The 23,122-nt window shown below is 58.5% G+C and carries 31 protein-coding genes; 10 read left to right on the top strand and 21 right to left on the bottom strand.

Translation table 11 applies throughout. The features are described 5' to 3' along the window. The 8 genes from AACS24_RS21935 to AACS24_RS10695 all read right to left on the bottom strand — a co-directional run. On the bottom strand, positions 1-992 hold a 992-nt coding region (locus AACS24_RS21935), incomplete at its 3' end, for a glycosyltransferase family 2 protein (protein WP_258222901.1). Further along, complete coding sequence (locus AACS24_RS10725; RefSeq protein ID WP_108570653.1) at positions 989-1,354, bottom strand: ApeI family dehydratase; 366 nt, start codon at positions 1,352-1,354, stop codon at positions 989-991. The genes AACS24_RS10725 and AACS24_RS21935, both read right to left, overlap by 4 nt. Then, complete coding sequence (locus AACS24_RS10720) at positions 1,354-2,745, bottom strand: AMP-binding protein (protein WP_108570652.1); 1,392 nt, start codon at positions 2,743-2,745, stop codon at positions 1,354-1,356. The genes AACS24_RS10725 and AACS24_RS10720 overlap by 1 nt, the downstream gene beginning before the upstream one ends. After that, complete coding sequence (locus AACS24_RS10715) at positions 2,742-3,305, bottom strand: hypothetical protein (protein WP_108570651.1); 564 nt, start codon at positions 3,303-3,305, stop codon at positions 2,742-2,744. The genes AACS24_RS10720 and AACS24_RS10715 overlap by 4 nt, the downstream gene beginning before the upstream one ends. Next, on the bottom strand, positions 3,305-3,550 hold the full coding sequence (locus AACS24_RS10710) for an acyl carrier protein (RefSeq protein WP_033114589.1): 246 nt from the start codon (positions 3,548-3,550) through the stop codon (positions 3,305-3,307). The genes AACS24_RS10715 and AACS24_RS10710 overlap by 1 nt, the downstream gene beginning before the upstream one ends. A gap of 5 nt (positions 3,551-3,555) precedes the next feature. Then, positions 3,556-3,816, bottom strand: coding sequence for a phosphopantetheine-binding protein (locus AACS24_RS10705; protein ID WP_033114590.1), 261 nt, complete (start codon positions 3,814-3,816; stop codon positions 3,556-3,558). After that, on the bottom strand, positions 3,797-4,591 hold the full coding sequence (locus tag AACS24_RS10700) for a lysophospholipid acyltransferase family protein (RefSeq protein WP_108570666.1): 795 nt from the start codon (positions 4,589-4,591) through the stop codon (positions 3,797-3,799). Before AACS24_RS10700 ends, AACS24_RS10705 begins: the two co-directional genes overlap by 20 nt. Then, the gene (locus AACS24_RS10695) at positions 4,576-5,289 is read right to left on the bottom strand and encodes a beta-ketoacyl synthase chain length factor (protein WP_108570650.1); all 714 of its coding nucleotides are present in this window, start codon (positions 5,287-5,289) and stop codon (positions 4,576-4,578) included. Before AACS24_RS10695 ends, AACS24_RS10700 begins: the two co-directional genes overlap by 16 nt. Before the next feature lie 252 nt (positions 5,290-5,541). Here AACS24_RS10695 and AACS24_RS10690 point away from each other — a divergent pair, with 252 nt between their 5' ends. Genes AACS24_RS10690 through AACS24_RS10680 form a run of 3 tightly spaced genes read left to right on the top strand, consistent with a single transcriptional unit; the run spans position 5,542 to position 7,243 of the window. Then, entirely contained in the window at positions 5,542-5,937 is a 396-nt protein-coding gene (locus AACS24_RS10690) for a hypothetical protein (protein WP_033114592.1), read from the top strand. Between the two features lie 12 nt (positions 5,938-5,949). Continuing rightward, on the top strand, positions 5,950-7,011 hold the full coding sequence (locus tag AACS24_RS10685; RefSeq protein ID WP_108570649.1) for a methyltransferase: 1,062 nt from the start codon (positions 5,950-5,952) through the stop codon (positions 7,009-7,011). Between the two features lie 19 nt (positions 7,012-7,030). Then, positions 7,031-7,243 (top strand): hypothetical protein, encoded by a 213-nt coding sequence (locus AACS24_RS10680; protein ID WP_050513450.1) that lies wholly within the window; start codon positions 7,031-7,033, stop codon positions 7,241-7,243. A 41-nt stretch (positions 7,244-7,284) separates the two neighbouring features. Here the strand turns inward: AACS24_RS10680 and AACS24_RS10675 are convergent, their stop codons facing one another. Both AACS24_RS10675 and AACS24_RS10670 read right to left on the bottom strand, forming a co-directional pair. After that, on the bottom strand, positions 7,285-8,193 hold the full coding sequence (locus AACS24_RS10675) for a pseudouridine-5'-phosphate glycosidase (RefSeq protein ID WP_108570648.1): 909 nt from the start codon (positions 8,191-8,193) through the stop codon (positions 7,285-7,287). Further along, positions 8,187-9,278 carry a PfkB family carbohydrate kinase gene (locus tag AACS24_RS10670; protein WP_043850319.1) on the bottom strand — a complete coding sequence of 364 codons (1,092 nt, stop codon included), beginning with the start codon at positions 9,276-9,278 and terminating at the stop codon, positions 8,187-8,189. Before AACS24_RS10670 ends, AACS24_RS10675 begins: the two co-directional genes overlap by 7 nt. A gap of 203 nt (positions 9,279-9,481) precedes the next feature. Between AACS24_RS10670 and AACS24_RS10665 the strand changes: the two genes are divergently transcribed. Further along, positions 9,482-9,946: an RNA methyltransferase gene (locus AACS24_RS10665; protein ID WP_033114596.1), complete on the top strand. Its 465-nt coding sequence runs from the start codon at positions 9,482-9,484 to the stop codon at positions 9,944-9,946. Positions 9,947-9,952: 6 nt separating this feature from the next. On the opposite strand, the gene AACS24_RS10660 is transcribed toward AACS24_RS10665, so the two are convergent. After that, positions 9,953-10,705: a hypothetical protein gene (locus AACS24_RS10660; RefSeq protein ID WP_108570665.1), complete on the bottom strand. Its 753-nt coding sequence runs from the start codon at positions 10,703-10,705 to the stop codon at positions 9,953-9,955. A gap of 194 nt (positions 10,706-10,899) precedes the next feature. Between AACS24_RS10660 and AACS24_RS10655 the strand changes: the two genes are divergently transcribed. Beyond that, a complete protein-coding gene (locus tag AACS24_RS10655) occupies positions 10,900-11,331 on the top strand; it encodes a universal stress protein (protein WP_108570647.1) in 432 nt (143 codons plus the stop codon). Between the two features lie 67 nt (positions 11,332-11,398). Here AACS24_RS10655 and AACS24_RS10650 read toward each other — a convergent pair whose 3' ends face one another. From AACS24_RS10650 to crp, 4 genes are all read right to left on the bottom strand, one after another. Beyond that, a complete protein-coding gene (locus AACS24_RS10650; RefSeq protein ID WP_108570646.1) occupies positions 11,399-12,034 on the bottom strand; it encodes a murein L,D-transpeptidase catalytic domain family protein in 636 nt (211 codons plus the stop codon). 177 nt (positions 12,035-12,211) lie between these two features. Next, positions 12,212-13,324 carry a porin gene (locus tag AACS24_RS10645; RefSeq protein WP_108570645.1) on the bottom strand — a complete coding sequence of 371 codons (1,113 nt, stop codon included), beginning with the start codon at positions 13,322-13,324 and terminating at the stop codon, positions 12,212-12,214. A gap of 327 nt (positions 13,325-13,651) precedes the next feature. After that, positions 13,652-14,452, bottom strand: coding sequence for a putative RNA methyltransferase (locus tag AACS24_RS10640; protein ID WP_108570644.1), 801 nt, complete (start codon positions 14,450-14,452; stop codon positions 13,652-13,654). A 108-nt stretch (positions 14,453-14,560) separates the two neighbouring features. After that, entirely contained in the window at positions 14,561-15,199 is a 639-nt protein-coding gene (crp, locus tag AACS24_RS10635) for a cAMP-activated global transcriptional regulator CRP (protein WP_005335304.1), read from the bottom strand. Between the two features lie 333 nt (positions 15,200-15,532). On the opposite strand from crp, the gene AACS24_RS10630 reads away from it, so the two are divergent. Further along, positions 15,533-15,937 (top strand): OsmC family protein, encoded by a 405-nt coding sequence (locus tag AACS24_RS10630; protein ID WP_108570643.1) that lies wholly within the window; start codon positions 15,533-15,535, stop codon positions 15,935-15,937. Positions 15,938-15,986: 49 nt separating this feature from the next. After that, entirely contained in the window at positions 15,987-16,283 is a 297-nt protein-coding gene (locus tag AACS24_RS10625) for an MliC family protein (RefSeq protein ID WP_033114602.1), read from the top strand. A gap of 88 nt (positions 16,284-16,371) precedes the next feature. Here the strand turns inward: AACS24_RS10625 and AACS24_RS10620 are convergent, their stop codons facing one another. Genes AACS24_RS10620 through AACS24_RS10610 form a run of 3 tightly spaced genes read right to left on the bottom strand, consistent with a single transcriptional unit; the run spans position 16,372 to position 18,068 of the window. Further along, on the bottom strand, positions 16,372-16,905 hold the full coding sequence (locus tag AACS24_RS10620) for a DUF4136 domain-containing protein (RefSeq protein WP_108570642.1): 534 nt from the start codon (positions 16,903-16,905) through the stop codon (positions 16,372-16,374). A 16-nt stretch (positions 16,906-16,921) separates the two neighbouring features. After that, the gene (locus tag AACS24_RS10615) at positions 16,922-17,791 is read right to left on the bottom strand and encodes a phosphoribulokinase (protein WP_041210528.1); all 870 of its coding nucleotides are present in this window, start codon (positions 17,789-17,791) and stop codon (positions 16,922-16,924) included. Positions 17,792-17,843: 52 nt separating this feature from the next. After that, positions 17,844-18,068, bottom strand: coding sequence for a YheU family protein (locus tag AACS24_RS10610; protein ID WP_033114605.1), 225 nt, complete (start codon positions 18,066-18,068; stop codon positions 17,844-17,846). A 99-nt stretch (positions 18,069-18,167) separates the two neighbouring features. On the opposite strand from AACS24_RS10610, the gene AACS24_RS10605 reads away from it, so the two are divergent. Then, on the top strand, positions 18,168-19,319 hold the full coding sequence (locus AACS24_RS10605) for a GGDEF domain-containing protein (RefSeq protein ID WP_108570641.1): 1,152 nt from the start codon (positions 18,168-18,170) through the stop codon (positions 19,317-19,319). On the opposite strand, the gene AACS24_RS10600 is transcribed toward AACS24_RS10605, so the two are convergent. The 3 genes from AACS24_RS10600 to AACS24_RS10590 form a co-directional block, all read right to left on the bottom strand. After that, on the bottom strand, positions 19,298-20,284 hold the full coding sequence (locus AACS24_RS10600) for a hydrolase (protein ID WP_108570640.1): 987 nt from the start codon (positions 20,282-20,284) through the stop codon (positions 19,298-19,300). The two genes, AACS24_RS10605 and AACS24_RS10600, sit on opposite strands and share 22 nt — an antisense overlap. A 67-nt stretch (positions 20,285-20,351) precedes the next feature. Continuing rightward, positions 20,352-21,251 (bottom strand): chemotaxis protein, encoded by a 900-nt coding sequence (locus AACS24_RS10595; RefSeq protein ID WP_108570639.1) that lies wholly within the window; start codon positions 21,249-21,251, stop codon positions 20,352-20,354. A 149-nt stretch (positions 21,252-21,400) separates the two neighbouring features. After that, positions 21,401-22,060 carry a hypothetical protein gene (locus tag AACS24_RS10590; protein ID WP_108570638.1) on the bottom strand — a complete coding sequence of 220 codons (660 nt, stop codon included), beginning with the start codon at positions 22,058-22,060 and terminating at the stop codon, positions 21,401-21,403. 39 nt (positions 22,061-22,099) lie between these two features. Here AACS24_RS10590 and AACS24_RS10585 point away from each other — a divergent pair, with 39 nt between their 5' ends. Together AACS24_RS10585 and slyD are read left to right on the top strand one after the other, a co-directional pair. Further along, a complete protein-coding gene (locus tag AACS24_RS10585; protein ID WP_033114610.1) occupies positions 22,100-22,303 on the top strand; it encodes a YheV family putative zinc ribbon protein in 204 nt (67 codons plus the stop codon). Positions 22,304-22,446: 143 nt separating this feature from the next. Further along, on the top strand, positions 22,447-23,118 hold the full coding sequence (gene slyD / locus AACS24_RS10580; protein ID WP_108570637.1) for a peptidylprolyl isomerase: 672 nt from the start codon (positions 22,447-22,449) through the stop codon (positions 23,116-23,118). Positions 23,119-23,122: the final 4 nt, after the last annotated feature.

The raw sequence follows: 23,122 nt of genomic DNA, 5'->3' as shown, positions 1-23,122 counted from the left end.
AAGTGGCGCAGGCTCCCCACCGGCTCGGGCAGCGGCTGGTTGAGCTCGGCTGCGCGGGCGGTGAGGCGCGCAAGATAGTCGCGGGAAGCCTCGCGCTGGCTGCGCCCGGTCAGCCAGAAGTAGCTGATGACCGGCAGCAGCAGGGCCCTGAAGCCCGGGCGGCCGAGCAACCGGTAGCTCCAGAGCATGGTGCGGATGCCGAGCAGGGTGCCGCGCTCCGGGGTACGCGACCAGTGTTCCCGTCCGCGTGTTAACAGCTGGCCGGGGACGCGCAGCAGGCTGGTTGCTCCGTCAAGCAGCAGGGTCAGCACCAGACGGGTGTGCATCCAGGAGATGCGCAGGTTGTCGCGCAGCGGGTTGAAATGGGAGAGGCCGTTCTCGGGGTAGTGCACCTTGACCGGAATAAAGCGTATCGCCACGCCGCGCCAGTGCAGGCGCACCATGATCTCGATGTCGAAATCCATCCGCTCGCCGAGAGTGCACTGCTCAAGCAGCGTGCAGCTCGACTCGACCGGATAGACGCGAAGGCCGCACATGCTGTCTTTGATCGCGAAGGAGAGTGTCTCGATCCAGACCCAGACGTGAGTCAGGTAGCGGCCGTAGAGGCGCCCCTTTGGCACAGATTCATCGTATTGGGGGGCGCCGGAGATGAGCGCCTGCGGGAAGCGCTCTGACTCCGCCAGCAGCTCTGGCAGGCGGGAGAGATCGTGCTGGCCATCCGCATCGACCTGCAGGGCATGGCTGAAGCCGCGCGCTCTGGCAGCCAGCAGCGCCGTCTTGACGGCCCCCCCCTTGCCACGGTTGTGCGGATGGCGAAGCAACGTGACCCAACCGGCATGTTCGGCCGCCAGTTGATCGAGCAGGGCCGCCGCCGCCGGTTCGCTGCCATCATCGACCAGCAGGCAGGGAAGTTCCAGCGGCGCGAGTTCACGCAGCACGCCTGCGAGGGGGGCTGCGTGGTTGTAGCAGGGGATGATGATGCAGGGCGTCACGATAGCTTGACCCGTCCGCTGCTGGCGAGCGGCAGCGTATCGACATCCTCTGCGCTGCCGAGACGATATTCAAAGCGCAGCTGGCCGTCGCCATGAGCGCGCAAGATCAGCCAGCAGCGATCGTCAGGGCGCAATGGGCGTTGGAACTTGAGTTGATCCATTCCCTGAAACTCGCCGGTGAGCAGGTTCTCTGCGCGGGCGAAGTGAATGGCCAGTTGCAGCTGGGTGACCCCGGGCAGCAGGGGCGCGCCGGGAAAGTGGCCCGCAAACCAGGGCAGATCGGCACTCAGGTGCAGCAGTAGCTGCACGCTATCGGAGGTGGCCTGACGTGCCTGCAGGGCGGGCAGCAGTGAACTATTCATCAGGTGGGTACTCCAGGTTGTTGCAGTGGCGTCTGGTCAAATGCCTGACGCAGCGCCACACCGTCGCGTTTACCCGCACCGGTCAGGGGCAACGTCTGAAAAAGTCTGATGCTGCGCGGCAGCGCCACCGGCTCGAGCCAGGGGCGCAGCTGGCGGCGCAGCTGTTGCAAGAAGGCTCCGTGGCCAAGGCGGGTAAAGCTCTGAACTCCCTGCTGGCTGAGCACCAGTGCGACGCCAAGCACCTGACGTCCGCCCTGCTCAAGGGGCAAGACGGCAGCATCGAGAATCCCCTCCAGCGCCTTGATGCGCAGCTCGACATCGTCGAGCGAGATGCGTTTCTCCTCGAGCTTGACGATGCGATCGCGCCTGCCAAGCAGGTGAAAGCGGCCTGCCGCGCCTTTGTCACCATCATCACACAGGGCGATGCGATCGCTGCCGACCCAGGGCTCAGGCTCATCCATAAAGGGTGAGCGCAGCAGTAGGGTCTGCTCTTCGTCACAGCTGACGGAGACACCGGCAAAAGGGGTCCAGGGGATATCGGGCGCAGAGCTCTGGCGCCAGCCGATGCCGCCGGTCTCGCTGCTACCGTATATCTCCACCGGCAAGGAGCCGAGTAGCGCCGCGCACTGGCGAGCATCTTCATAGGCGAGCGGGCCGCCGGAGGAGAAGATCAGCCGGCTGCTGCTACCCGCAAGGGCGGGATCGAGTCGTGACAGGAAGGCGGGCGAGCTGACCAGCGCCCATGGCTCCTTTTGGCCGCTCAGTTGCTCCGGGTAGTCGGTCTGGCTGCGGGCAAACGGAATGCCGAGCGCCAGTGGCAGCAGGATGCGAAAGAGCAGGCCGTAGATGTGCTGATGGCTGACGCTGGAGAAGAGCCGAGCTCCTTCAAGGTGCTGATGCCACAGGGCGATCTGGGTTCGGACCTCGACCTCAAGCAGTGGCCAGGGTTTGGTGATCCCCTTGGGCTGGCCGGTCGAGCCGGAGGTGTAGAGGGTGATCTCGGGTGCCAGCGTGGCCAACGGATTGATGGCTGGCAAGGCCTTGCCTGTTTCGTCAGCATCGATGCGCAGCACGGCGCAGGGGAGCGGTAGCTGCTCGTCGCAAAGCAGCCCATCGAAGGCATCTTGATCCAGCAGCTCCTGCAAGCCGGCGAGGCGCAGGTGGCCGGGCAGCACTACGGCTTGCCCAGCCATGGCGCAGGCGAGCAGAGCCTGACAAAAGTGGTAGCTGTCGCCGGTGCAAATAGCCCAGCGTTGCGCCGGCATTACGGCGAGCTGGCGGGCGAGCAGCAAGGCGCTCTGGCGCAGCTGTGCCAGCGTCCACGCTCGTTGGCCATCGAAGGTGACGACGCGGTTGCCATCTGCCTGCAGCAGTTCATCGAGCAGGGTCATGCGCTATCCCGTTTCATCACGCGCTGGCGCACCAGCCATTCGCCGCCCATCAGAACGCCCATCAGCAGATAGCTGATAAGACCGTTGTAGAGGCTCCAGAGCGCCAGATCGCCGTGCCAGACTGTCCAGCCAGAAAATAGGCCGTTGCCGATAAAAAAGAGGCACCAGACCCGGGTCACCTTGCGGGTGTAGCGAACTCCCCGCTCCGGCAGATCCGGCGTGGTGAGGCGGGCCAGCCGCTCAACCAGCGTCATAGGTTGACCGAGGCTCCAGCCAAACACTCCCAGCAGGGTCGCGTTGACGGCAATCGGGTAGTACAGCAGCCAGTCGTGCTCGCGAAACCAGAGGTTGAGGCCGATCAGCAAGAGGCCAATGGCCCCGAGCCAGCGGGTCGCCCAGCGCCACGCGCCCGGCAGGGCCACGCCGGCAAACAGGCGAATGGCAAACAGAGGCAACAGCAGCAGAGCCAGCAGGCCTCTCTCCCCGTGCGACAGGCCAAGATAGACCAGCAGGGGATAGAGCAGCAGCAGGGCACCCGCCAGCAGGTTGATGCGACGCATTACTCGGCGAGCAGGCGTTCGACGGCGTCAACCACGTCGGCGACGGTGCGCACTGACTTGAACTCTTCCGGCTTGATCTTCTTGCCGGTCAGTTTTTGCAGGTGCACTACCAGATCGATGGCGTCGATGCTGTCGAGCTCGAGCTGCTGGTAGAGTTTGGCATCCATGGTGACGTCTTCGGGGTCGATTTCGAACAGCTCAACCAGGGCGCGGCGAATTTCGTTGAAGATCTCATCTCTGGTCATGGCGATTATCCCCGCTGCTGGTTGACGAGGGCAGCCAGGGCTGCAACAGAGGCAAAGTGACGACGGGTATTCTCGTCATCAGCCGAGAGCACGATGCCGTAGCGTCCCTTGATCGCCAGTCCCAGCTCCAGCGCATCGATGGAGTCGAGCCCGAGACCGTCATTGAAGAGCGGGGCGTCGGTGTCGATATCGGCAGTCGTCATGCCTTCGAGGTTGAGGCTGTCGATGATCAGTTGTTTGATTTCTTCAGTTAGTGTTTGTTGCATCTTGAGTCCATACAGAGGCGGATTGGGCCGGGCTCAATACCCGTTTGAAATAGTGAGTGAGATGCCGCGCGGCCAGCGAGGGGGCCTCTTCGTGCGGCATCAGATCCCGAGCCTGACACTGGGGCAGAAACTCTACCGTAAAGAGTGGCTTGTGCGCGGGAACATGGAACCATTTGTGCTGTTTGGTCAGAAACGGGGCCGAGCAGTGAATGCGAACCGGTTGCAGCCTTGCCTGACAACGGACGGCCAGATGGGCTGCGCCGCGCTGCAGTTGCAGAGGCTCGCCGGGGGTTGTGCGGGTGCCTTCCGGAAAGACCAGCAGCACAGCACCTTGTTGCAGGCGTTCACAACATACCGGCAATAGTGTTTCGGCCGCGGCATTGGGAATATAACCGGCTGCCCGCACAATGCCGGCGACAAACGGATTATGCCAGAGCGCCTCTTTAACAATACAGTCGCACTCCGGCATGTAGGCCGCCAGCAATACATAATCGAGCAGGCTGGGGTGGTTGGCCAATACCAATACGCCACTCAGTTGTTGGGGCATATTGTTAAAGCGATAATCAAGCACCTTTAATTGCCTGAGCACATTGAGGAAAAAACGAAAACTTATTCTGATGGTGCTCTGGGCAAGGTGGCGACGCGTTTCACCGCGTACAAATAACCAGAGCACTGGAAACCAGACAAGCGTCAGCAGCAGGCAGCCAATTCCGAACAGGGTAAATCCCAGCATGGTACCAATCAGGCGCCAGAGCCGGTTCAATTGCGCTGCCATAGCCACCCCCTGCGACCGTCGGTGATCCTAAATTGTGGCATGCCGTCCAGCAAGGCGCGCCAGCACGCGAGTGCATCGCCCTTGCCGGTTGCGCCAGTGTCCGTCGCCAGCGCACTCCCCTGCCACTCATCGCCCCGGCTCAGCAACAGCGCCACCGCATGGGGCGGCGGTTCATCACCGAGCCAGGGTTGGCTAAATGCCGGCAGCGTCCCCTCAAAGGTCACCACCAGTACCCGTTCCATATCGTCGGCGAGCATACCGATGGCCTCCTGCAGGGCGGCGGCAAACGTGCCGCTACCGGCCGCCAGCGAACTCATGGGGATGGGCTGCTTGCCCTGAATGGAGGTGAGCCCGGCTGCCGTGTTGTGTACTGACTGGGAGAAATCAGTGGGGGAGAGGCTGCGCGCTTGTGCCAGTGCTGTCAGCAAGCCAATGGAGCGATCCAGCTCTCCGTGGCGGCTGGCAAACACGGCACCCTCTACCGTATGGCGCGACATCATATCGAGTGCCACTTCTACCGCAAGGCGGCTACCCAGGCTCATACGGCGCGCCACCATCATGGGGATATGGGGCGTTGCCAGAGGCGATTGCGTTTGCCAGATACCCTCTTTCGCCCACTCTTGCCACTGCTCCCGGGTGGTGAGACCCGGCGCCAGCGCGCAGCTTTCAACGATGGAAAAAGAGGAATTCTTGTACACGAAACAACCTTGACCGGGTGATGCTAACAGGGAGACTCGACCACGGGCTCCACCAGTGGTTCAGCTCCAGTTAAGGATTTGAATAGGACGTGCATATTACCACCATTTCAAATCAAGAACAGGGGCAAGCAGTGACGCAAGTTACAAGTATGAAGAAAGTATTCACCCTCACCTTTATTTATTGAAAGGACACACATTTTATTGTCTCATTGGGTCGGCTTTGACAGGTTCCAATTACAAAGGGTTACAAAAATGAAAATGCTCAAAATTATTATCAGCGCATTAACACTGCTGTTGGTTACCGGTTGTTCAACTTCCCAGCCGGTCATGAATATGACCAATAGTCTGGTTCCGTCCAACCTCAGCGAACAGGATGTTTCTCGCGCCATTATTAATGCCGGTGTTAGCAAGACTTGGGTAATGCGTGAAGAGCGTCCAGGGTTAATTACGGGGCATATTCAGGTTCGTCAACATCAGGCCAATATCAGCATTCCCTATAACACAACTAACTATTCCATTAATTATGTGAGTAGTGTCAATTTAAATGATAAGGGTAAAGGAAAAATTCACCGTACTTATAACCGCTGGATTAACGGTCTGAACCAGGCCATTCAACTCGAATTGAATCGCGCCAGCAGCAACAAGTAAGGTCGGTGTCTCTTGAATCATTATCAGTCGGATCGTCATAACGCTCTGGATGCCATCAGCCAGGCCCAGCGGATCGCTTTTGCTCCCATGCTGTTTCAGGCTGCCTGGAGCTTGCGCGAGTTCGGCATTCTGGCGTTTCTTGCCAAAGAGCGGCAGGGGGCGACCGCTGCACAGATCGCCGAGGCGACCGGCTTGACCGAGTATGCGGTCAGCGTACTGCTCGACATGGGGCTGGGGGGCGGCATCTGCCACCTCAACGGGGAGTGCTACCTGCTGGACAAGGTGGGTCACTATCTGCTGAGCGACCCCATGACCCGGGTCAACATGGATTTTGTCCAGCACGTCTGTTACAAGCCCCTTGCCCACCTGCAGCAAGCCATCGAAAGTGGCACGCCTGCCGGGCTCAAGGAGTTTGGCGACTGGTCAAATCTCTATGCCCATCTGAAGGATCTGCCGGAGCCTGCGCGAAGCAGCTGGTTTCGTTTCGATCACTTCTATTCGGACTGGGCGTTCAAGCAGGCGCAGGACCTGGTGCTTGGATACGAGCCGCGTCACCTCTACGATCTGGGGGGCAATACCGGCAAGTGGGCCATCTCGTGCGCCCGGCGCAGTCCCGAACTGCAGGTGACCATTCTCGATCTGCCCGAGCAGATTGCCATGGCCAGCGAGCAGATCCGGGCCGCGGGGCTTGCCGAGCGGGTTCAGGGTTATCCTGTCAACCTGCTGTCGGAGCAAGCGTTGCCCGGTGAGGCGGACATCTGGTGGATGAGCCAGTTTCTCGACTGCTTCAGCCATGACGAGATTGTGGCCATGCTGCGGCGGATCAGAAGCAGCATGAAGGAGGGGGCCAGGTTGTGCATTCTGGAGCTGTTCTGGGATCGGCAGCCGTTCGAGGCAGCGAGTTTCAGCCTCAATGCCACCTCTCTCTACTTTACCTGTCTGGCCAATGGCAACAGCCGCTTCTACCACTCCAAGGAGTTGTACCAGTGTCTGCGCGAGGCCGAGTTCCATGTCGAAGAGGATCACGACATTCCGGGGCCGGGCCATACCCTGCTGGTTGCCAAGCCATTGTGATAACGCCGGGAGAAGTGACATGAGCACAGTACAGATGAAATGCGTTCTGCTTATTGCGGGCGTGCTGCTGACGGGATGTGCCGAGATGAAGGGGGTTGGTCGAACGATTGGCCATACCTCTCGTGATGTCACCCGGGAGATCGGTCATACGACCCGTGATGTGACCAAGGAGATAGGCCACGGCACGCGCGATACCGTCAAGGGCATCGGCAACGAGATCAAAAACATGTGATAGCAGGAGGGCCAACAGGCCCTCCTTTCATTTGAGCTTGATTACAGTGCGGCGGCGATGCGGGCACCGAGCGCCGCGTTGTTCAGTACCAGCTGGATGTTGGCCGCCAGCGAGTTGCCGCCAGTCAGCTCGCAGACGCGTGCCAGCAGGAAGGGGGTCGACGCCTTGCCCTTGATCTCCTGCTCGTCCGCTTCATGGAGCGCCCTGGCAATGGCTGCGTCGATATCGGCTTTAGGCATGGCGTGTGCGGTCGGGATGGGATTGGCCACCACGGCGCCGCCCGCTAGTCCAAGCTCCCACTTGAGGCGCAGCGCCTCGGCGATGGCTGCCGGGGTATCGAGGCGATAATCGACCTTGAAGCCGCTCTCGCGGGTGTAGAAGGCGGGCAACTCTTCGGTTTGATAGCCGATCACCGGCACCCCTTGCGTCTCCAGATACTCCAGGGTCAGCCCGATATCGAGGATCGATTTGGCCCCCGCACAGACCACTGCTACTGGCGTTTGTGCCAGCTCCTGCAGATCGGCCGAGATATCGAAGGTCTCCTGCGCGCCGCGATGTACCCCGCCGATACCGCCGGTGGCAAATACCCGGATCCCCGCCATGGCAGCGATGATCATGGTGGAGGCGACCGTGGTGGCCCCCATCCCCTTGCGCGCCAGTACGAACGGAATGTCGCGGCGGCTGCACTTGGTCACGCTGTGGCCTGCCTGGCCCAGCGCTTCCAGCGCACCCGCATCGAGACCCACCTTGAGACGGCCGTCGAGGATGGCGATGGTCGCTGGAGTGGCGCCGTTATCGCGCACCACCTGCTCCACCTGACGGGCCGTCTCCACGTTCTGCGGATAGGGCATGCCGTGGGAGATGATGGTGGATTCGAGGGCGACGACCGGTTTGCCCGCGGCCAGCGCGGCGGCAACTTCCGGTTGGATATCGAGGTAAGCGTTCAGCATGAGTACTCCTCCAGTATGCGGTCAACGGCGGTCTTGCTCAGACCGGAAAAAACGGTATCGGAACAATTGACGGTGAGGGCGGCGCAGCCCAGGGCAAAGCGGGTGGTCTGGGCAATGTCGAGCTCTTGCAGCCAGGCGTGTGCGAGACCAGCCATAAAGGCATCCCCGCCGCCGGTCACGTTGAGCACCGGACTGCCCAGCACCGGCAGGTGGCCCTGCTGCTCGCCATCGCTGTAGAAGATCCCCTGTTCACCCAGACTGAGGAACAGTCGCTTGACCCCGGCGCGGTGGAACCAGGCGGCCACCATGGGCCAGGTTTCGGGCCCGGCGATGGTCATGCCACACAGTTGTTCTGCCTCGCTGCGATTGGGCTTGAGGGTGTGGATCTTGCCGAGCCAGGGGCGGATCTTCTCCACCTTGGCCACCGAAACGGTATCGACAAAGATGGCGTGCTCACCTTGCCGCTCGAACAGCCAGTCGAGGGTATGGATAGCCAGATTGGTATCGAGCACCCAGAGCCGGGCACCGCCGAGAAAGCCACCGAGTGGGGTCAGGCGGGCAGGAGTGAGCTGCTCTATGATGGCCATGTCGTTGATGGCGCAGCTCATTTCGCCGCTGCCATCATGCAGGCTGAGATAACAGGAGGTGGTGTGGCCATCGAGCACCAGAGTCTGGCGCACATCGACGCCGGCCCGCTGGCTTACCTCCAGCAGATGGTGACCATACTGGTCGTTGCCGACTGCAGTCAGCAGTCGGGTATCACTGCCGAGCCGCGCCAGATTCTCGGCGATATTGCGACCAACACCACCCGCCGAGGTGCGCACCTTGCCCGGATTGGAGTCGCCGAGCAGCAGGTTGTCGTGGCTGGTGCCGCAAATATCCATATTGGCACCGCCGATCACCACCACGTAGGGACCCTCTCGCAGTACATAGCCTCTGCCTTGCACATACCCCTGCCGGATCAGGCTTGAGATGTGGCTGGCCAGCGCAGAGCGGCTGATGCCGAGGCGATCGGCCAGCTCCTGCTGGGCAATCATGGGATCCTGACGCAGCAGGGCGAGGATCTCTTGTTCACGCTCAGTCATAGACAAACATCCATTTGCAAACGTTTGTCCATTATTGCTGGGAAACGTTTGCTGACTATCAACTTGTACAAAATTTGTCGGTTTGCGCACAAAAAATCGGCATCCGTGATGGCGCGACGAGTCGTTGAGCCTGGCGAGGTACTTTTAACGGGTCGGTGACTCCGCTGCGGCTTATAATGGTCGCCGCAAGATGAGGAGAGATGATGGAAAAGAGAGCATTCTGCTGCGTAGGGCTGGTTAATCCCAAATCCCCGGAAAATGTTGGTGCCGTGATGCGTGCTGCGGGTTGCTACGGGGTGGATGAGGTCTACTACACCGGCAACCGCTTCGAGCTGGCGCGCCGCTTTGCCACCGATACCAAGCAGATGGTGGAGAAGATCCCGCTGCTCGGGGTGGATGACCTGATGGCGTTTATCCCGCAGGGATGCGTGCCCGTGGTGGTCGATCTGATCGATGGCGCCACGCCGCTTCCCGACTATGTCCATCCGGAACGCGCTTTTTATATCTTCGGGCCGGAGGATGGCACCCTGGATCCCAAGCTCTATGGAGCGGTGAAAGATGTGGTTTATGTACCGACTCAGGGCTGCATGAATCTGGCTGCATCGGTCAACGTGATCCTCTATGACCGACTGGCCAAGGGGTATTGCCATAACAGCCAGGAAGAGTAGGAAGATTTAACGGATGGGGGCTACTTTTGCCTTCTGCTCCATCTCCTTGATAAAGCCCTGGTAATAGTCGTAGAGCTGATGGCGTCGATAGATATTGACCAGCTCGCCGCTGCGGATCAGATTGACCATCTCCCTATCCCAAAGCTGCTGCAGTGTTTCCCCTCGCTCGCTGTCGCTAAAAACAGGGTAGGTGGGGATCCAGCGCAAAAATATGCGGCTCATGCTGGTGGGGGGCGGATTGGCGACATGCAACACACCGACGGTCATGTAATAGCGATAGCGCTCCTTCTCAAGCAGCTGGATGGCCATCTCGTAGCTGTCCACTTCATGCCAGTTCATGGGTACTGATATGTATTTGTCCAGTGCCCAGCCCCGCTGCCATAACACCTGCTGGCCAGCCAGACTCTGCTCCCCCTGCCATTTCGGTTGCCACTGCTTGAGCATGATGACAGAGAGATCGTCAGCTGAATCTGGGTATTCCGGCATACGCACATCGTCCAGTTCATGTTGATAGACTCCCAGTGCCATGTCCCCCTTGTTACGGGTCACCATGGCGAGGGCCCGCTTGTAGGGAACAATATGGGGGACGATGGTGTAACCATGGGGTTGATAGATGCTATTGACCAAATCAAGGTAGAGTCCTTGTCCATCGGTTTGACAGAAACCGGGCCAGTTGTCGCAATAGACGTGGAGTGATTCTGCGCGGCAGAAGAGAGATGCGCAGAGATAACAGACCAACAGACAACCGATACGCAGTATGGTCACAATCGGCCTCTCGAGGGCAGCTAAAAAGGAGGAGTTGATACCCTATTTTACACCATGCTCTCTCCGGAAGGTGCGGTAACCATCCCTTCGAATGCTCGTTTTGCGACAGGGTCGAGAGTTATTTGCAATCGGGTTGATATGATCTCGTTGAGATTCAATAGCACCCCAATCAGTAGAGGAGACTGCTTATGCCATCGATCAAGACACTGCTTTGTCCCGTCGACTTTTCTCAAATGTCCAAAGCGGTTCTCGACTATGCCGTATTCATGGCGCAAAGCCATGACGCCCGGTTAAAGCTGGTTCACGTCGTCGATCAACTGCATGGTTTTGACAGCTACAAGATCCTGCACATGACTGCTGTCGAGATTACTCACGAGATGGAGCGTCAGGCTAGGGCCCAGCTCAAGGAGCTGGTGGCTACCTTGCCTATTCCCGCAACGTTTGACATCCGTTTTGGCCGCGCGGCTGATGAGATCGTCATTCAGGCCAATGATGATGAGGCGGATCTCATCGTGATGGGGAGCCATGGCCGTTCCGGCATCAGCCACCTGCTGGTGGGCAGCGTTGCCGAATCTGTGGTGCGCCATGCCCCCTGTCCGGTGCTGGTCGTTCGCCAATGAAACGAGCAGTACCGTTATTTAAAAACAGATGTTCAAGAAGAGGGCCAGCGATTGCTGGCCCTTTTCTTTATCCGTGAGCGTAGATCACGCTCCCTCCCTTGATGGTATCTATGATGGCTCTGGCCTGCTCTTGGGGAAGGGCAGGGCAACCCCAGCTTCTGCCCAGCTTGTCATATTTGAGCAGATGGCGCGGGCTGGCATAGTCTGCTCCGTGCACCACGATGGCTCGCTTGCGGGCATTGCTGTTCAGACCCGGAGTCAGACCATCCAGCCGCAATGAGTAGCCATGCTTGCCAAGATAGGTTTCGGCGGTGCGATAGACACCGAGCGAGCTTTTCATCGAGTTGGGCTGGTTGGAGAATTGATGGGCGGCCAGTTCGCCAGAGTTGCGACCGTGGCTGACCCAGGTGTAGTAGAGCAGTTTGTAGCGTTTCATATCGATAACCAGCAGCCGACGCAGAGTGGATGGTTTGCTGTAATCGATGATGGTCAGAATGGATTTGTTTTTATGGCGCACGCTCTGGTAGCTATTGAGCGCTTTGCGAAAGGTTTGCTGATCGAGTTTGCCGGCGAGGCCGAGCTGACGGTAGAGGCTCTTGTCCCAGCTTGCCTGCGCGGGGGCGGCCAAACCAAGACTTCCCAACAGCAGCGACAGTATCAACCACATCTGCCACCAGATCTTGTTCCAGAACAGTCGTTTCATCCGTGAATGTCCTTCTGTGCACCATTTTTGTATGCAGAGATCGGCACTTGGCGACTCTCCGCTCGATAGTTATATGCAAGGTGCTGAAAAGGCGCAATAAAAAAACCGGCCGCAAGCGGCCGGAAGAAATTCAAACAGTAGACATTGATTTCACAGGTATAACTGACTTCTAAAAACTTAGAAGTTGTACTGCAGGGCTACAGCAACAACGTCATCGGTGTTCTGACCCAGGGAGTTGATGGACTTGCCATCCACGGAATCCAGCAGGTTCAGCTTGTAGTCGATGTAAGCGTTGAAGTTGTCGGTGAAGTTGTACCAGGCACCGATAGATACGTACTCGGTGTAGGTATCATCGATACCGTGAGCGCCATCTTTCACGTCAGTGCGCAGGTAGGCCAGAGAAGGCTTGAACTTGCCGATGGTGTACTGGGCAACGGCTTCGTAACCATCCATCTTCTCGGCGTAGCCGTTCTTGACGAACAGGTGATCTTCACCGTGGGAGTAGGTAGCGGCCAGGTAGAGGTTATCAGCAGCATACTTGGCACCAAAGCCCATCAGCTTGGCATCTTTCTCGCCACCGAAGGCTGCGTATTTGGCCTGCTCGTCGGTCTTGCCAGCCTGGTTGTATACGGCACCCAGGCTCAGACCCATGTTGAAGTCATAGTTGGCGGAGAAGGCAAAGCCTTCTTTGGAACCGGTGCTGTTCCAGTTGGTGCCAGCAACATACGGGTTGTTACCGTTGAAGGATTCGCTGATTTCGCTGCGGCCGGAGTTCTGCGGATCATTGTTACCGGTGAACTGGGCACCCAGGGTCAGACCCTGATAGGTGTAGATGTACTGGGCCAGGCCATTGGTACGGCCGGTACCGAATACTTCGGTATTTTTACCTAGGCCGTCACCGCCCCACTCGGGCAGTACGTCGGTGTAGTTGTTAACGGCTTTGGTGAACAGACCATCCTGACGACCGTAGCTGAAGGCACCGAAGCGGTCGTGCTGGATACCGGCGTAGGCATAACGCAGTTCATCGTTGTCAGAACCGGAAGTCGGCAGGTTGTATTCAGCAAAACCGAACGCTTTCATTTCCGGAGCAATTTTGGTTTCGCCCGCAACGTGCAGACGGAAATAGCTTTGGTCACCTTCGGCGCTGTTGTTGTCAGTGCCATAGTAAGCACCTTGAGCGCGGCCGCCGATGTCCAGCTTGGTGTCGTTCTGGTTGTACACAGTAGCAGCATGGGCACCGCTCGCCAGCAGCAGGCTGGAGATGGCCATAGTCAGTGCAGACTTCTTCATATGCTTATTCCTCTGATGTAAACACTTCCGAACCTGTAATCGGTTCTGTTAAATCGGAAATGGTCCGATAGCCACACGGTAGGCGCCCTAACCTTGACTGGCGCTGAATCTATCCGCGTTTAATTGGCTCCATAAGGAGATGAATGTGTTGAGTGTGTCAGGTTTGCACAGTTTAAAAGTCTAGTTAATTCAAATTGTTAGTTTTTTAATCTGACTTTGGCTGGGGGGAGGGCAAAGGGGAGAGCAATGATTGAGCGTGTGAACCAAATCACGTTTTGATGTTCAAAGGGGGTCGGCGAGAGCAGGGGGACTGCTCTCGCACTGTGATCAGAGCGGTTTTTGCCACAGGGTCAGCAGCAGATCCTGTTCCAGTTCGTCGGGGCCCTGATGGGTGAACGCGTGGCGCTGCTCACCCGTGGCTCGCCAGCCGAGGCGGCTGGTTTCCAGAATAAAGCTGCGCAGTCCCTGATCGAGAGTCTGGGAGAATTGAGCACGTTGCTGCGCAATCTTGGTCAGGCCTGCGAGGGCTGGCCAGCTGAGCGGGTGTTCCATGCTGATCGGGTTGAGGCTGACTCTTAGTTGCCACTGGTGGCGGGGGCCCGGTTGCAGATAGAGCAGATAGCCGCCCGGTGCCAGCCAGTTGACCAGCTGCTCGGTTTTGAGCTTGAGGTCGTTGACCAGCAGCAAATCAGCGGAGTTTGGCATAAGCGGGGCTTTGGCTGGATCGGCAATAACAAAACTGCCGTCAGGCTGCGCCTTGGTGGCGGCAAAGATGGCATTCTTGGCGATATCGACGCCGGCAAACTGCCAGCCCGGCAGGCGTTCGGCCAGCGCGCGGCAGTAGTAGCCCTCGCCACAGCCCAGATGGATCAGCTCGCACGGCTCGAGAGGGGCGAGCAGGCTGGCCATTGCTTCGACCAGCGGCAGCTGGTGGCCCTGCTCGAGAAAGTGACGCTTGGCGCGCATCAACGCCCGGCTGTCGCTGTCCTTGGGTTTTTTCTTGCCGGGGATGAGATCCAGATAACCTTCCGGGGCGGGATCGAAGTGGTGCTTGTTGTCGCAGTAGCGACCATTGGAGGCTTCATGCAGATGAAGCTGGCTGCGGCAACGGGGACATTGAAGGTGCATAGCGATTCTCTTGGCGAAAGCTGGAACGGGCGTTCGGGATTATAGGGGAGGTGATCAAAAAAGGCTGCCGTAGCAGCCTTTTGGAGCCAGTGGTCCGGGACCAGTGGATCAGCGAGTACCGAATACCACAATGGTTTTACCGTGGGCAGAGATGAGCTCCTGCTCTTCCAGCATCTTGAGGATGCGGCCAACGGTTTCACGGGAGCAGCCGACGATCTGGCCGATCTCCTGACGGGTGATCTTGATCTGCATGCCATCCGGGTGGGTCATGGCATCCGGCTGTTTGGCCAGGTTCAGCAGGGTTTGGGCAATCCGGCCGGTTACATCCAGGAAGGCGAGGTTACCCACTTTCTGGCTGGTGTGCTGCAGGCGCTTGGCCATCTGGCCGGAGAGGCGCATCAGGATATCCGGGTTGACCTGGATCAGCTGACGGAACTTCTTGTAGGAGATCTCGGCAACTTCGCAGGAGCCCTTGGCGCGCACCCAGGCAGAGCGCTCGGGATTTTCGTTCTCTTCGAACATACCCATCTCACCGAGGAAATCCCCCTGGTTGAGATAGGAGAGGATCATCTCTTTGCCCTCGTCGTCCTTGATCAGCACGGCAACCGTGCCCTTGACGATGTAGTAGAGGGTTTCCGCTTTTTCACCCGCGTGGATCAGGGTGCTCTTGGCGGGGTACTTATGAATGTGGCAGTGCGACAAGAACCATTCCAGGGTGGGATCGCTTTGCGGTTTGCCAATAACCATGAGAATTCCTCTGTAGTGTCTTTTTATGGACTCGAGCGTCCAGGCAAGCAGCCAACTCTTGCCATTCCTTGTATTAGTCGCAGTAGGATAAGAGCCTTTGTCTGTGCTGACAAGGCTTTGCGCCCTTTTGAATAGAGCCCTTTGAGTAATGCCTGCTGCGCCGCTTCAGCCATTCTAGGGAAGATAGGGAGGGGATATGTTGATTTTGATCTATTAACCTCCCAATCATCTTGCCCCTGTGGTTACCCGGTCGGGTGAAGAGATGCCGAAGCTGTGATGGCTGGGGTATGCTAGGAGCATCATGAGCACAGGCTTAACCAAAGAGGATGCGAGATGAAAGCCAAGGTCAGCTGGGTTGAAGGGATGAAGTTTGTCGGGGAGAGCGAATCCGGGCACAAGGTGATCCTGGATGGCGCCAACCCGGGCGAGGGGGCCAGCCCGCTGGAGATGGTGTTGCTGGCCGTGGGTGGTTGCAGCGCCATCGACGTGGTATCCATTCTGGAGAAGGCGCGTCAGGTCGTGACGGCTTGCCATGTTGAACTGGACGGTGAGCGGGTTGACAGCGTGCCCCGGGTCTTTGAAAAGATTAATCTCCATTTTGTGGTGACCGGCAAGGGGCTGGCAGAAAAGCAGGTCGCCAGAGCGGTCGAGTTGTCGATGGAGAAATATTGTTCTGTTTCCCTGATGTTGGAAAAAGCGGTACAAATTACCCATAGTTATCAAATTCTTGAGGCTTGATAACCGAAGCGTTGTTCCATCGATAACGCCATGACATAAGGAAAGTGCAATGAAAAAAATGATCGCTCTGCTTCCCCTGTTGGGTCTGGCTGCGTGCACCAGCCCGCAACCCACCAAGTATCAGTACAGTCAGTACCAGTGCGGGGAAGAGCTGCTGGCCATTACTTATGATGCTCAGGCTGACATGGTGCAGTTCCCCTATGCCGGGGTGTATCACAAGCTGGGCCGAGTCGAGTCGGATAACGGTGCCAAATATTCCGACGGCGTGACCACCTTCTGGAATCAGGACAAACAGGCACTGTTGACTCAGAAAGGGGTGACCCTGCTCACCTGCAAGCTGAAGTAATCCCGGCGCGTGCCAGCAAAAAGAGCGGCTTGTCATCTGACAAGCCGCTCTTTTTTATTCAAATCATCGGCAGAAAATGATGAGGACGTCAGTGGGTTGGTACAGGTGCCAGCAGTTTGGCCGCGAGCTGTTGGCTGAGAGCCTGGCGCTGGTTATCGGCAATGGCGGCATCGCTGGCCAGCGAGATGGCGCTGCTCCAGACGGCTTTCTGGGTTTTGCGGTCGAGCAGCACTATGGCCAGGGTGCCCTTGCGCTGATCCGGTGCGGCCTGCACCCCGGGTGTCATGCCCAGGCGGGCAAAAATCTGGCCATCGCTAATATCCTTGTCACCCGCCACACCGATAGCGACCCAGAGGTCCGCTTCATCAAGGGGAGCGCTCTGCCACCCCTTGCCATTGAGTTCTTTACTGACGGCAATCTGGAGCGGTTCCAGCCACCCTTCCGCCTGATCGCCGGCAAACTGATACTGTTCGGCCAGGGCGTAGCGCGGAGTGGCGCCGAAGGTCCAGTCACCGAGCGAGCGAGCCACCATGGTGCCGGGTTCAAACGTTGGTGCTGACGGCCCGCTGCTGCAGCCACCCAGCAGGGCGAGCAGCACCACAGAGAGAGAGGCAAAGCGCATCATAAGCTCCTTTGTATCAGGTGATTTTGCCCGTTTCGAGCAGTTGCTGGATCAGCGGCTTGAGGATCAGCTCCATCGCAAAGCCCATTTTGCCGCCCGGAACAACGATTGTGTTCATCCGCGACATGAATGAGCCGTCGATCATCGAAAGTAGATAGGGGAAATCGACCTGCTTGATGCCGCGAAACCGGATCACCAGCATACTCTCGTCCAGGCTCGGGATCACCTTGGCGCTGAAAGGGTTGGAGGTATCCACTGTCGGTACCCGCTGGAAGTTGATGTGGGTGCGGGAAAACTGCGGGGTAATGAAGTTGATGTAGTCATCCATCGAACGAACAATGGAGTCGGTTACCGCCTCACGGGAGTGGCCCCGCTCCGAGGTGTCGCGAATGAGCTTCTGGATCCACTCCAGGTTGACGATGGGTACCACGCCGATAAGAAAATCCACGTGGCGTGCCACATTATGATCTTCGGTGACCACGCCGCCGTGCAACCCCTCATAGAAGAGCAGATCGGTATCGTTCGGCAGATGCTGCCAGGGGGTGAAGGTGCCGGGCATCTGGTTGAAGGGCACTGCTTCATCAAAGCTGTGCAGATAGCGACGGTACTGGCCGGTGCCATCCTGGCCATAGCCCTGAAAGAAACTCTCCAGCAGCCCGAAATCATTTGCCTCGGGGCCAAAATAGCTGATATGGCGTCCCTGTTCACGGGCCTTGCGGATCGCTACGTCCATCTCGGGGCGGGTGTAGCGGTGAAAACTGTCACCCTCGACCACTGCCGCCTGGTAACCAAGCTGATGAAACATGGAGCGAAAGGCGATAGTGGAGGTGGAGGTGCCGGCACCGGATGAACCGGTGACGGCAATAATGGGGTGCTTGGCCGACATAGAATTCTCTCTTCCTTGGAAATTCCGTTATAAAGGCAGGCTTTGGGTTCGGTCAAGCCGACTCGTCAAAGCGATCTTTGGGCACAATATTGACCGACTCGTGCAGCTCGCTGTAGACGATCACCGCCTTGCCTTGCTGTAATTGGTTGCGCACTTCCTCAACCTTGGTACCCAGTGATACATCCTGTTCGCCATACTCGGTTCCTTCCTGCAGTACGAAATGTTCGATCAGGTTGGTCAGGGTGTCGGCATCCAACTCTTGCCAGGGAATTATCATGAAGGGATCTCGATGCAAAAAGATATAACCACCGAGCTATTGTTGTGTTGAATTGCGCGAGTGCAACCAATTTCTACTTTTTTCGCCGGAGTCCGAGAGATGTTGTCTGAAGAGCAGCGCAGTGCGCCGTTAACCCTGGCGGATCATCTGGATCAGGCGCGCCGGCAGGCCATTGGTCGCGGCATGGCGTGGTTCTGGTTGCTGAACTGGCTGGTGGTGCTGTTTCTGGCGATTCGTTATGAGGTCTACAGCCAGGCTGGCCTTGCCAGTGATCACATGCTGCCATGGAGTTTTCAGAGTGAGCTGGCCCTGGTGATGGTGGCGTTGTTGTTGCTACCTGTTATCAGCCTGTTTTGTGACCATCTGCAGGATCGCACCTGGTTGCGGATAGCGGCGCTGGTGATGGTGATCTGGGGTGGGGTCTGGACCCTGCATATCTACACCCTTGGTCAGGTCGAGCTGCGTGGTGGCCTCAGTTATGCCCACGGGATCATGCGGCTCAACCTGCTGGCGGCACTCATCGCGTTTTATCCTGATCGCAAGGTGTTTTACGGCTATCTGTTGGGGCCGCTGACCGCTGGCGTGGGACTCGCGCTTTTTTTGCAGGTCGATTTTCCCCAAGTCTACCTGCTTGGCGTGCTGTTCGGCATTATCGCACTGGAAGTGGGACGACGAATGCTCAACCGCTGGTTCGAGCTGGCGATCGTGCGCGAACACGAGAATCTGGCTCTGCTGCGCCGCCTTGACCGGCTGGCCAAGCAGGATCCGCTGACTGGCGTGGCCAATCGGCGTCACTTTAATGTCGAACTGGAGCGAGGGCTTGCCCATAGCAGTGAGAGCGGCATGCCTCTCTCTCTCATTCTCATTGATGTGGACTACTTCAAGCGTTTCAACGACCGCTATGGTCATCAGGCCGGGGACATATGTCTCAAGGAGGTGGCAACCGAGCTCACCCATTCGGTTCGTACCCCGTCAGATTTGGTTGCCCGTTATGGCGGTGAGGAGTTTGTCCTGTTGCTGCCGGATGCGGATCAGCAGGGGGCTCGTGAGGTGGCGCGGCGGCTGCAGGACGGGATGGCCAGCCTGCAGCTGGAGCATCAGGCTTCCGATATCGCCTCCTGGGTGACGGTGAGTCAGGGGATTGCCACACTACTGCCCGGTGAAAGTGCAAGCCAGCTGCTGGAGCGGGCTGATCAGGCGCTCTATCGGGCCAAGGAGTCGGGGCGCAATCAGTTCTGTGTCGCGGCCTGACTCTGTTCGGCGATCCAGTGGCTGATCCGCTCGTCCAGCCAGAAGCGGGGGCGCCACGGGGTGCCGTGCAGGAAGCCGACATGACCGCCACGACGGCTCAATTCATAGCGCACATTGGGCGAGAGCTGTTCGGGGCGCGGGATGACGGCGTCGGACATAAAGGGATCGTCGGCGGCGTGCAGGATCAGGGTAGGGATGGGGATCTGGCCCAGCAGTGGTAGTCCCGAGCAGCTCTGGTAGTAGTGGCTGGCGCTATTGAAGCCATGCAGCGGCGCGGTCACCTGTTCGTCAAAGTCGCGCAGAGTGGCAATTTGTTCCACTTGCTTTGGTTGCCAGCGCTCGCCCGCTTTTTGCTGCTGACTGATCTTGTTCAACAGATTGCGGCGCATGGTGCGCAGCAGGTAGTTCTGATAAACCTTGGAAAATCCCTGATTGACCCGTTCGGCACAGCTGGCCAGTTGCAGCGGGGCCGAGACCACCACCGCCGCCTTCAGCACCGCAGGGCAGGCGCGCGCCAGCAGATTGATCAGCATATTCCCCCCCAGTGAGAAACCGATGGCGATTAATGGTTTGTCCGGAAAACGCCGGCTCAGCTCGGCAATCACCTCTTGGGAATCGTCGATGGCGCCGGAATGATAGGCTTGCAGCTGGCGATTTGGCTCGCCGCTGCAGCCGCGAAAGTGCATCAGTACCGCCGCCATCCCCTGTTGTTGCAGATGACCAAACAGCCCCTTGGCGTAGTGGGAGTGGATGCTCCCCTCCAGGCCATGAAATACCACCACCAGCGGCTGCGTATCAGCCGTGATCTCGCCGCTCCATGCGAGATCGACAAAATCCCTGTCAGTCAGTTCGAAGCGCTCGGCCACAAATCGTGCCGGAGTCCGGCGCAGCCATTTGGGCAGAATGGTTTGCAGGTGGGGATTGCGCGCCCACCATGGGGCGTGGAAGTGGCTTTCTGTGAGCATGGCGATGATCCGCTACAGCGATAGATATGATGACAAACCGGCGAGCAGGGCTGCCCGCCGGTGGGGATCAGACCAGCAGTTTTTCGTGGTGCTCGGCACCGCGCAGCATGGCCTGGATCAGCTCGTTGGCCTCAAACTTGGTCAACGCCTCGTGGGCGCCCACCTGATGGGCACGTTCGACGCTGATTTCGCTCGAAAGAGAGGTATGCAGAATGATGTAGGCGCCGGCCAGCTTGCTGTCGCTTTGCACCTCGAAGGCGAGTTCGTAGCCATCGAGCCCCGGCATCTCGATATCGCTCACCAGAATGTCGATCGGTGTTTTCTGGCTTGCCCGCTCCTGCATCAGGGCCAGCGCGTCCTTGCCATTGGTGCTCACCTCATAGGGGATATTGATGTAGTCGAGCGCCGCCATCAGCTGGCGACGGGCGACGGAGGAGTCATCCACCAGCAGGATCCGCATCGGCTTGATCCGCTCGCGCTGCACATCGGTCAGCACCGGATAGAGGTGGCTCGGGTCATCGGGGTAGACCCGCGACAGGATGAGTTCGACGTCCAGCAACTGGATCAGCTGATCGTTGACCCGGGTTACCCCGGTCACAAAGACGTTGTGACCCAGCGAAGTGGGAGGTGGCTCGATATCGCGCCAGTTGCACTCGGTGATCTTGTCGATGCCGCGCACCAGAAAACCGACCAGAGTGCGGCGGCAATCGGTGATGATGATAAAGCAGTGCGGCATTTCCTCCTTGCTGATGGGGCGATAGCCCACCGCCATCGCCATGTCGATCACCGGAATGGTGGAACCGCGCATGTTGGCCGCCCCCAGCACGGTGGGGTGAGAGTGGGGCATGGCTGTCAGCTGGGTATAGGGCACTATCTCCTTCACCTTGAGAGTGCCGATGGCAAAAGATTGCTTGGCAGAGAGATGAAACAGCAACATGCCCTGTGATTGATTGGCTTTGCTCGTCATGGCAGGTGTCCTGTTGGTCGAAACGGTGGCTGTCATTTCTGGCCTCTAGCATAAAGGATTGCGGGGGCGATGGCCCCTTTGTTAACGGCCATCTGGCAAAAAGCTGGACTCAATCAGCCAAGATTTTAGCTCATTGGCCCCGGACGGCCCTATTCCCCCTTATCTTGTACCACTCCCCAGCGTTGGCAGGCAGCTTGCAGAGTGGCTGCATCGCCATAACCCAGTTTGTTGGCGACCTGATCGGCTTTGCAGCCCCCCTTGAGCAGTCTGAGCGCCTGCAGCAGTTGCCACTGTTGTTGCAGTTCTTCCCCTGCCAGCGGTACGTCGCCAAGTCGCTGCCACTGAGTCAGGGCTTGTGCTTCGCCGCGGGACAAAGCCTGCCAGCATTGCTGCAGCGCTTCATTATCCTGTGGCTGGATGGTGCATTGCTGCAGTTCATCGAGGATCACCTGCAGGCGGTGGCCATAGGCCCCTTGCCACTCTTGCGGCCGTTGCCACAGGGCAAGGGAGTCGAGCAGGGCATCGAGCAGGGGCGTGGCTTGCAGCCAGCCTGCCTGCTGCGGCTGGGTCACGCGCAAAGAGACGTTCAGCTGATCGTAATCACAACCGCTGAGCGGGCTGAAGGCGGCCAGCGCATCGGCACAGAGCCAGAAGCAGCTGCCAGCCGGCAGCAGGAGTTCATGCTGGCCAAGTCTCAGTAGCGCCGCGCCCCGGTTGATCCGCAGCAGTTGTCCGACCGGCGTGCGTTTGCGGTTGCCAGCCTGCAGGCCGTGACAGGAAAAATGGTGATACTCGATGGCGTGATGCATGTAAAAACCCTGATATGATGCTGCCTGGAGGTAACAAATATGGAAACCAGACGTAAAAAACGCTTTATTGCCGGTGCGGTTTGCCCGGCGTGCGGCAAGTTGGACAACATGATGCTGTATATGGAGCATGGAGTCGAGAAGGTGACCTGCGTCGCCTGCGGTGATACCCAGGTGCAGACGCCGGAAGAGGTGGAGCGGGTAACCCGTGAAGCCGAAGAGGTGATCGGCGTATTTCGTCCCTGATAGCCATAAAGAGTGCAGGGAGTTGTTGCCCAAACTGGTGGCATCGCCGATTTTTTCATCGCCCGCTGACGGGGCATGGCATATGCGCGGCCCGCTTTTTAGGTTATTCTGGGCCCGTTTTTTTCTATCCGCAGGATCCTGACATGAAAGTAGCTCCTCTGAGCGTGGTTACGCTGGAATACACAGTCACCGACGAGCACGGTGAAGTCATCGACAGCACTGTCGGCAAAGAGCCGCTGGTCTATCTGCACGGCACCCGTTATCTGGTTTCCGGCCTCGAAGCCGAGCTGGAAGGTCGTGCGGTAGGTGAAGCCTTCGAAGTGACCCTGACCCCGAGCCAGGCCTACGGCGAATACGACGAGTCTCTGGTGCAGGAAGTGCCGGGTGAGCTGTTCGACGGTATGGAAGTCTCCGAAGGGGATACTTTCGTGGCTGAAACCGACGACGGTCATCGTCCGGTGACCGTGGTTGAAGTGTCCGAAGAGTTCGTCAAGGTAGATGGCAACCATCCGCTGGCTGGCGTGACGCTGGGCTTCAAGGTCGAGATCAAGGACGTGCGTGCCGCCACTGCCGAAGAGCTGGCTCACGGTCACGTTCACGGTGCCGGCGGTTGCGGTCACGACCATGGTCATGACCACGATCACGGCCATGGCGGTTGCTGCGGTGGTCACGGTCACGACCACGACGAAGAGCACGCTCACGGCGGTTGCTGTGGCGGTGCTGGTCACAGCCACGATCATGACCACGGCGACGACCATGGTCATGGCGGTTGCTGCGGTGGTGGCGGTTGTGGTGGCAAGGGCCATCACCACTGATCAC

This window comes from Aeromonas sp. HMWF016 (assembly GCF_963878195.1).
Lineage (GTDB): Bacteria > Pseudomonadota > Gammaproteobacteria > Enterobacterales > Aeromonadaceae > Aeromonas > Aeromonas lacus.
This window is presented reverse-complemented; position numbering and strand designations above follow the sequence as displayed.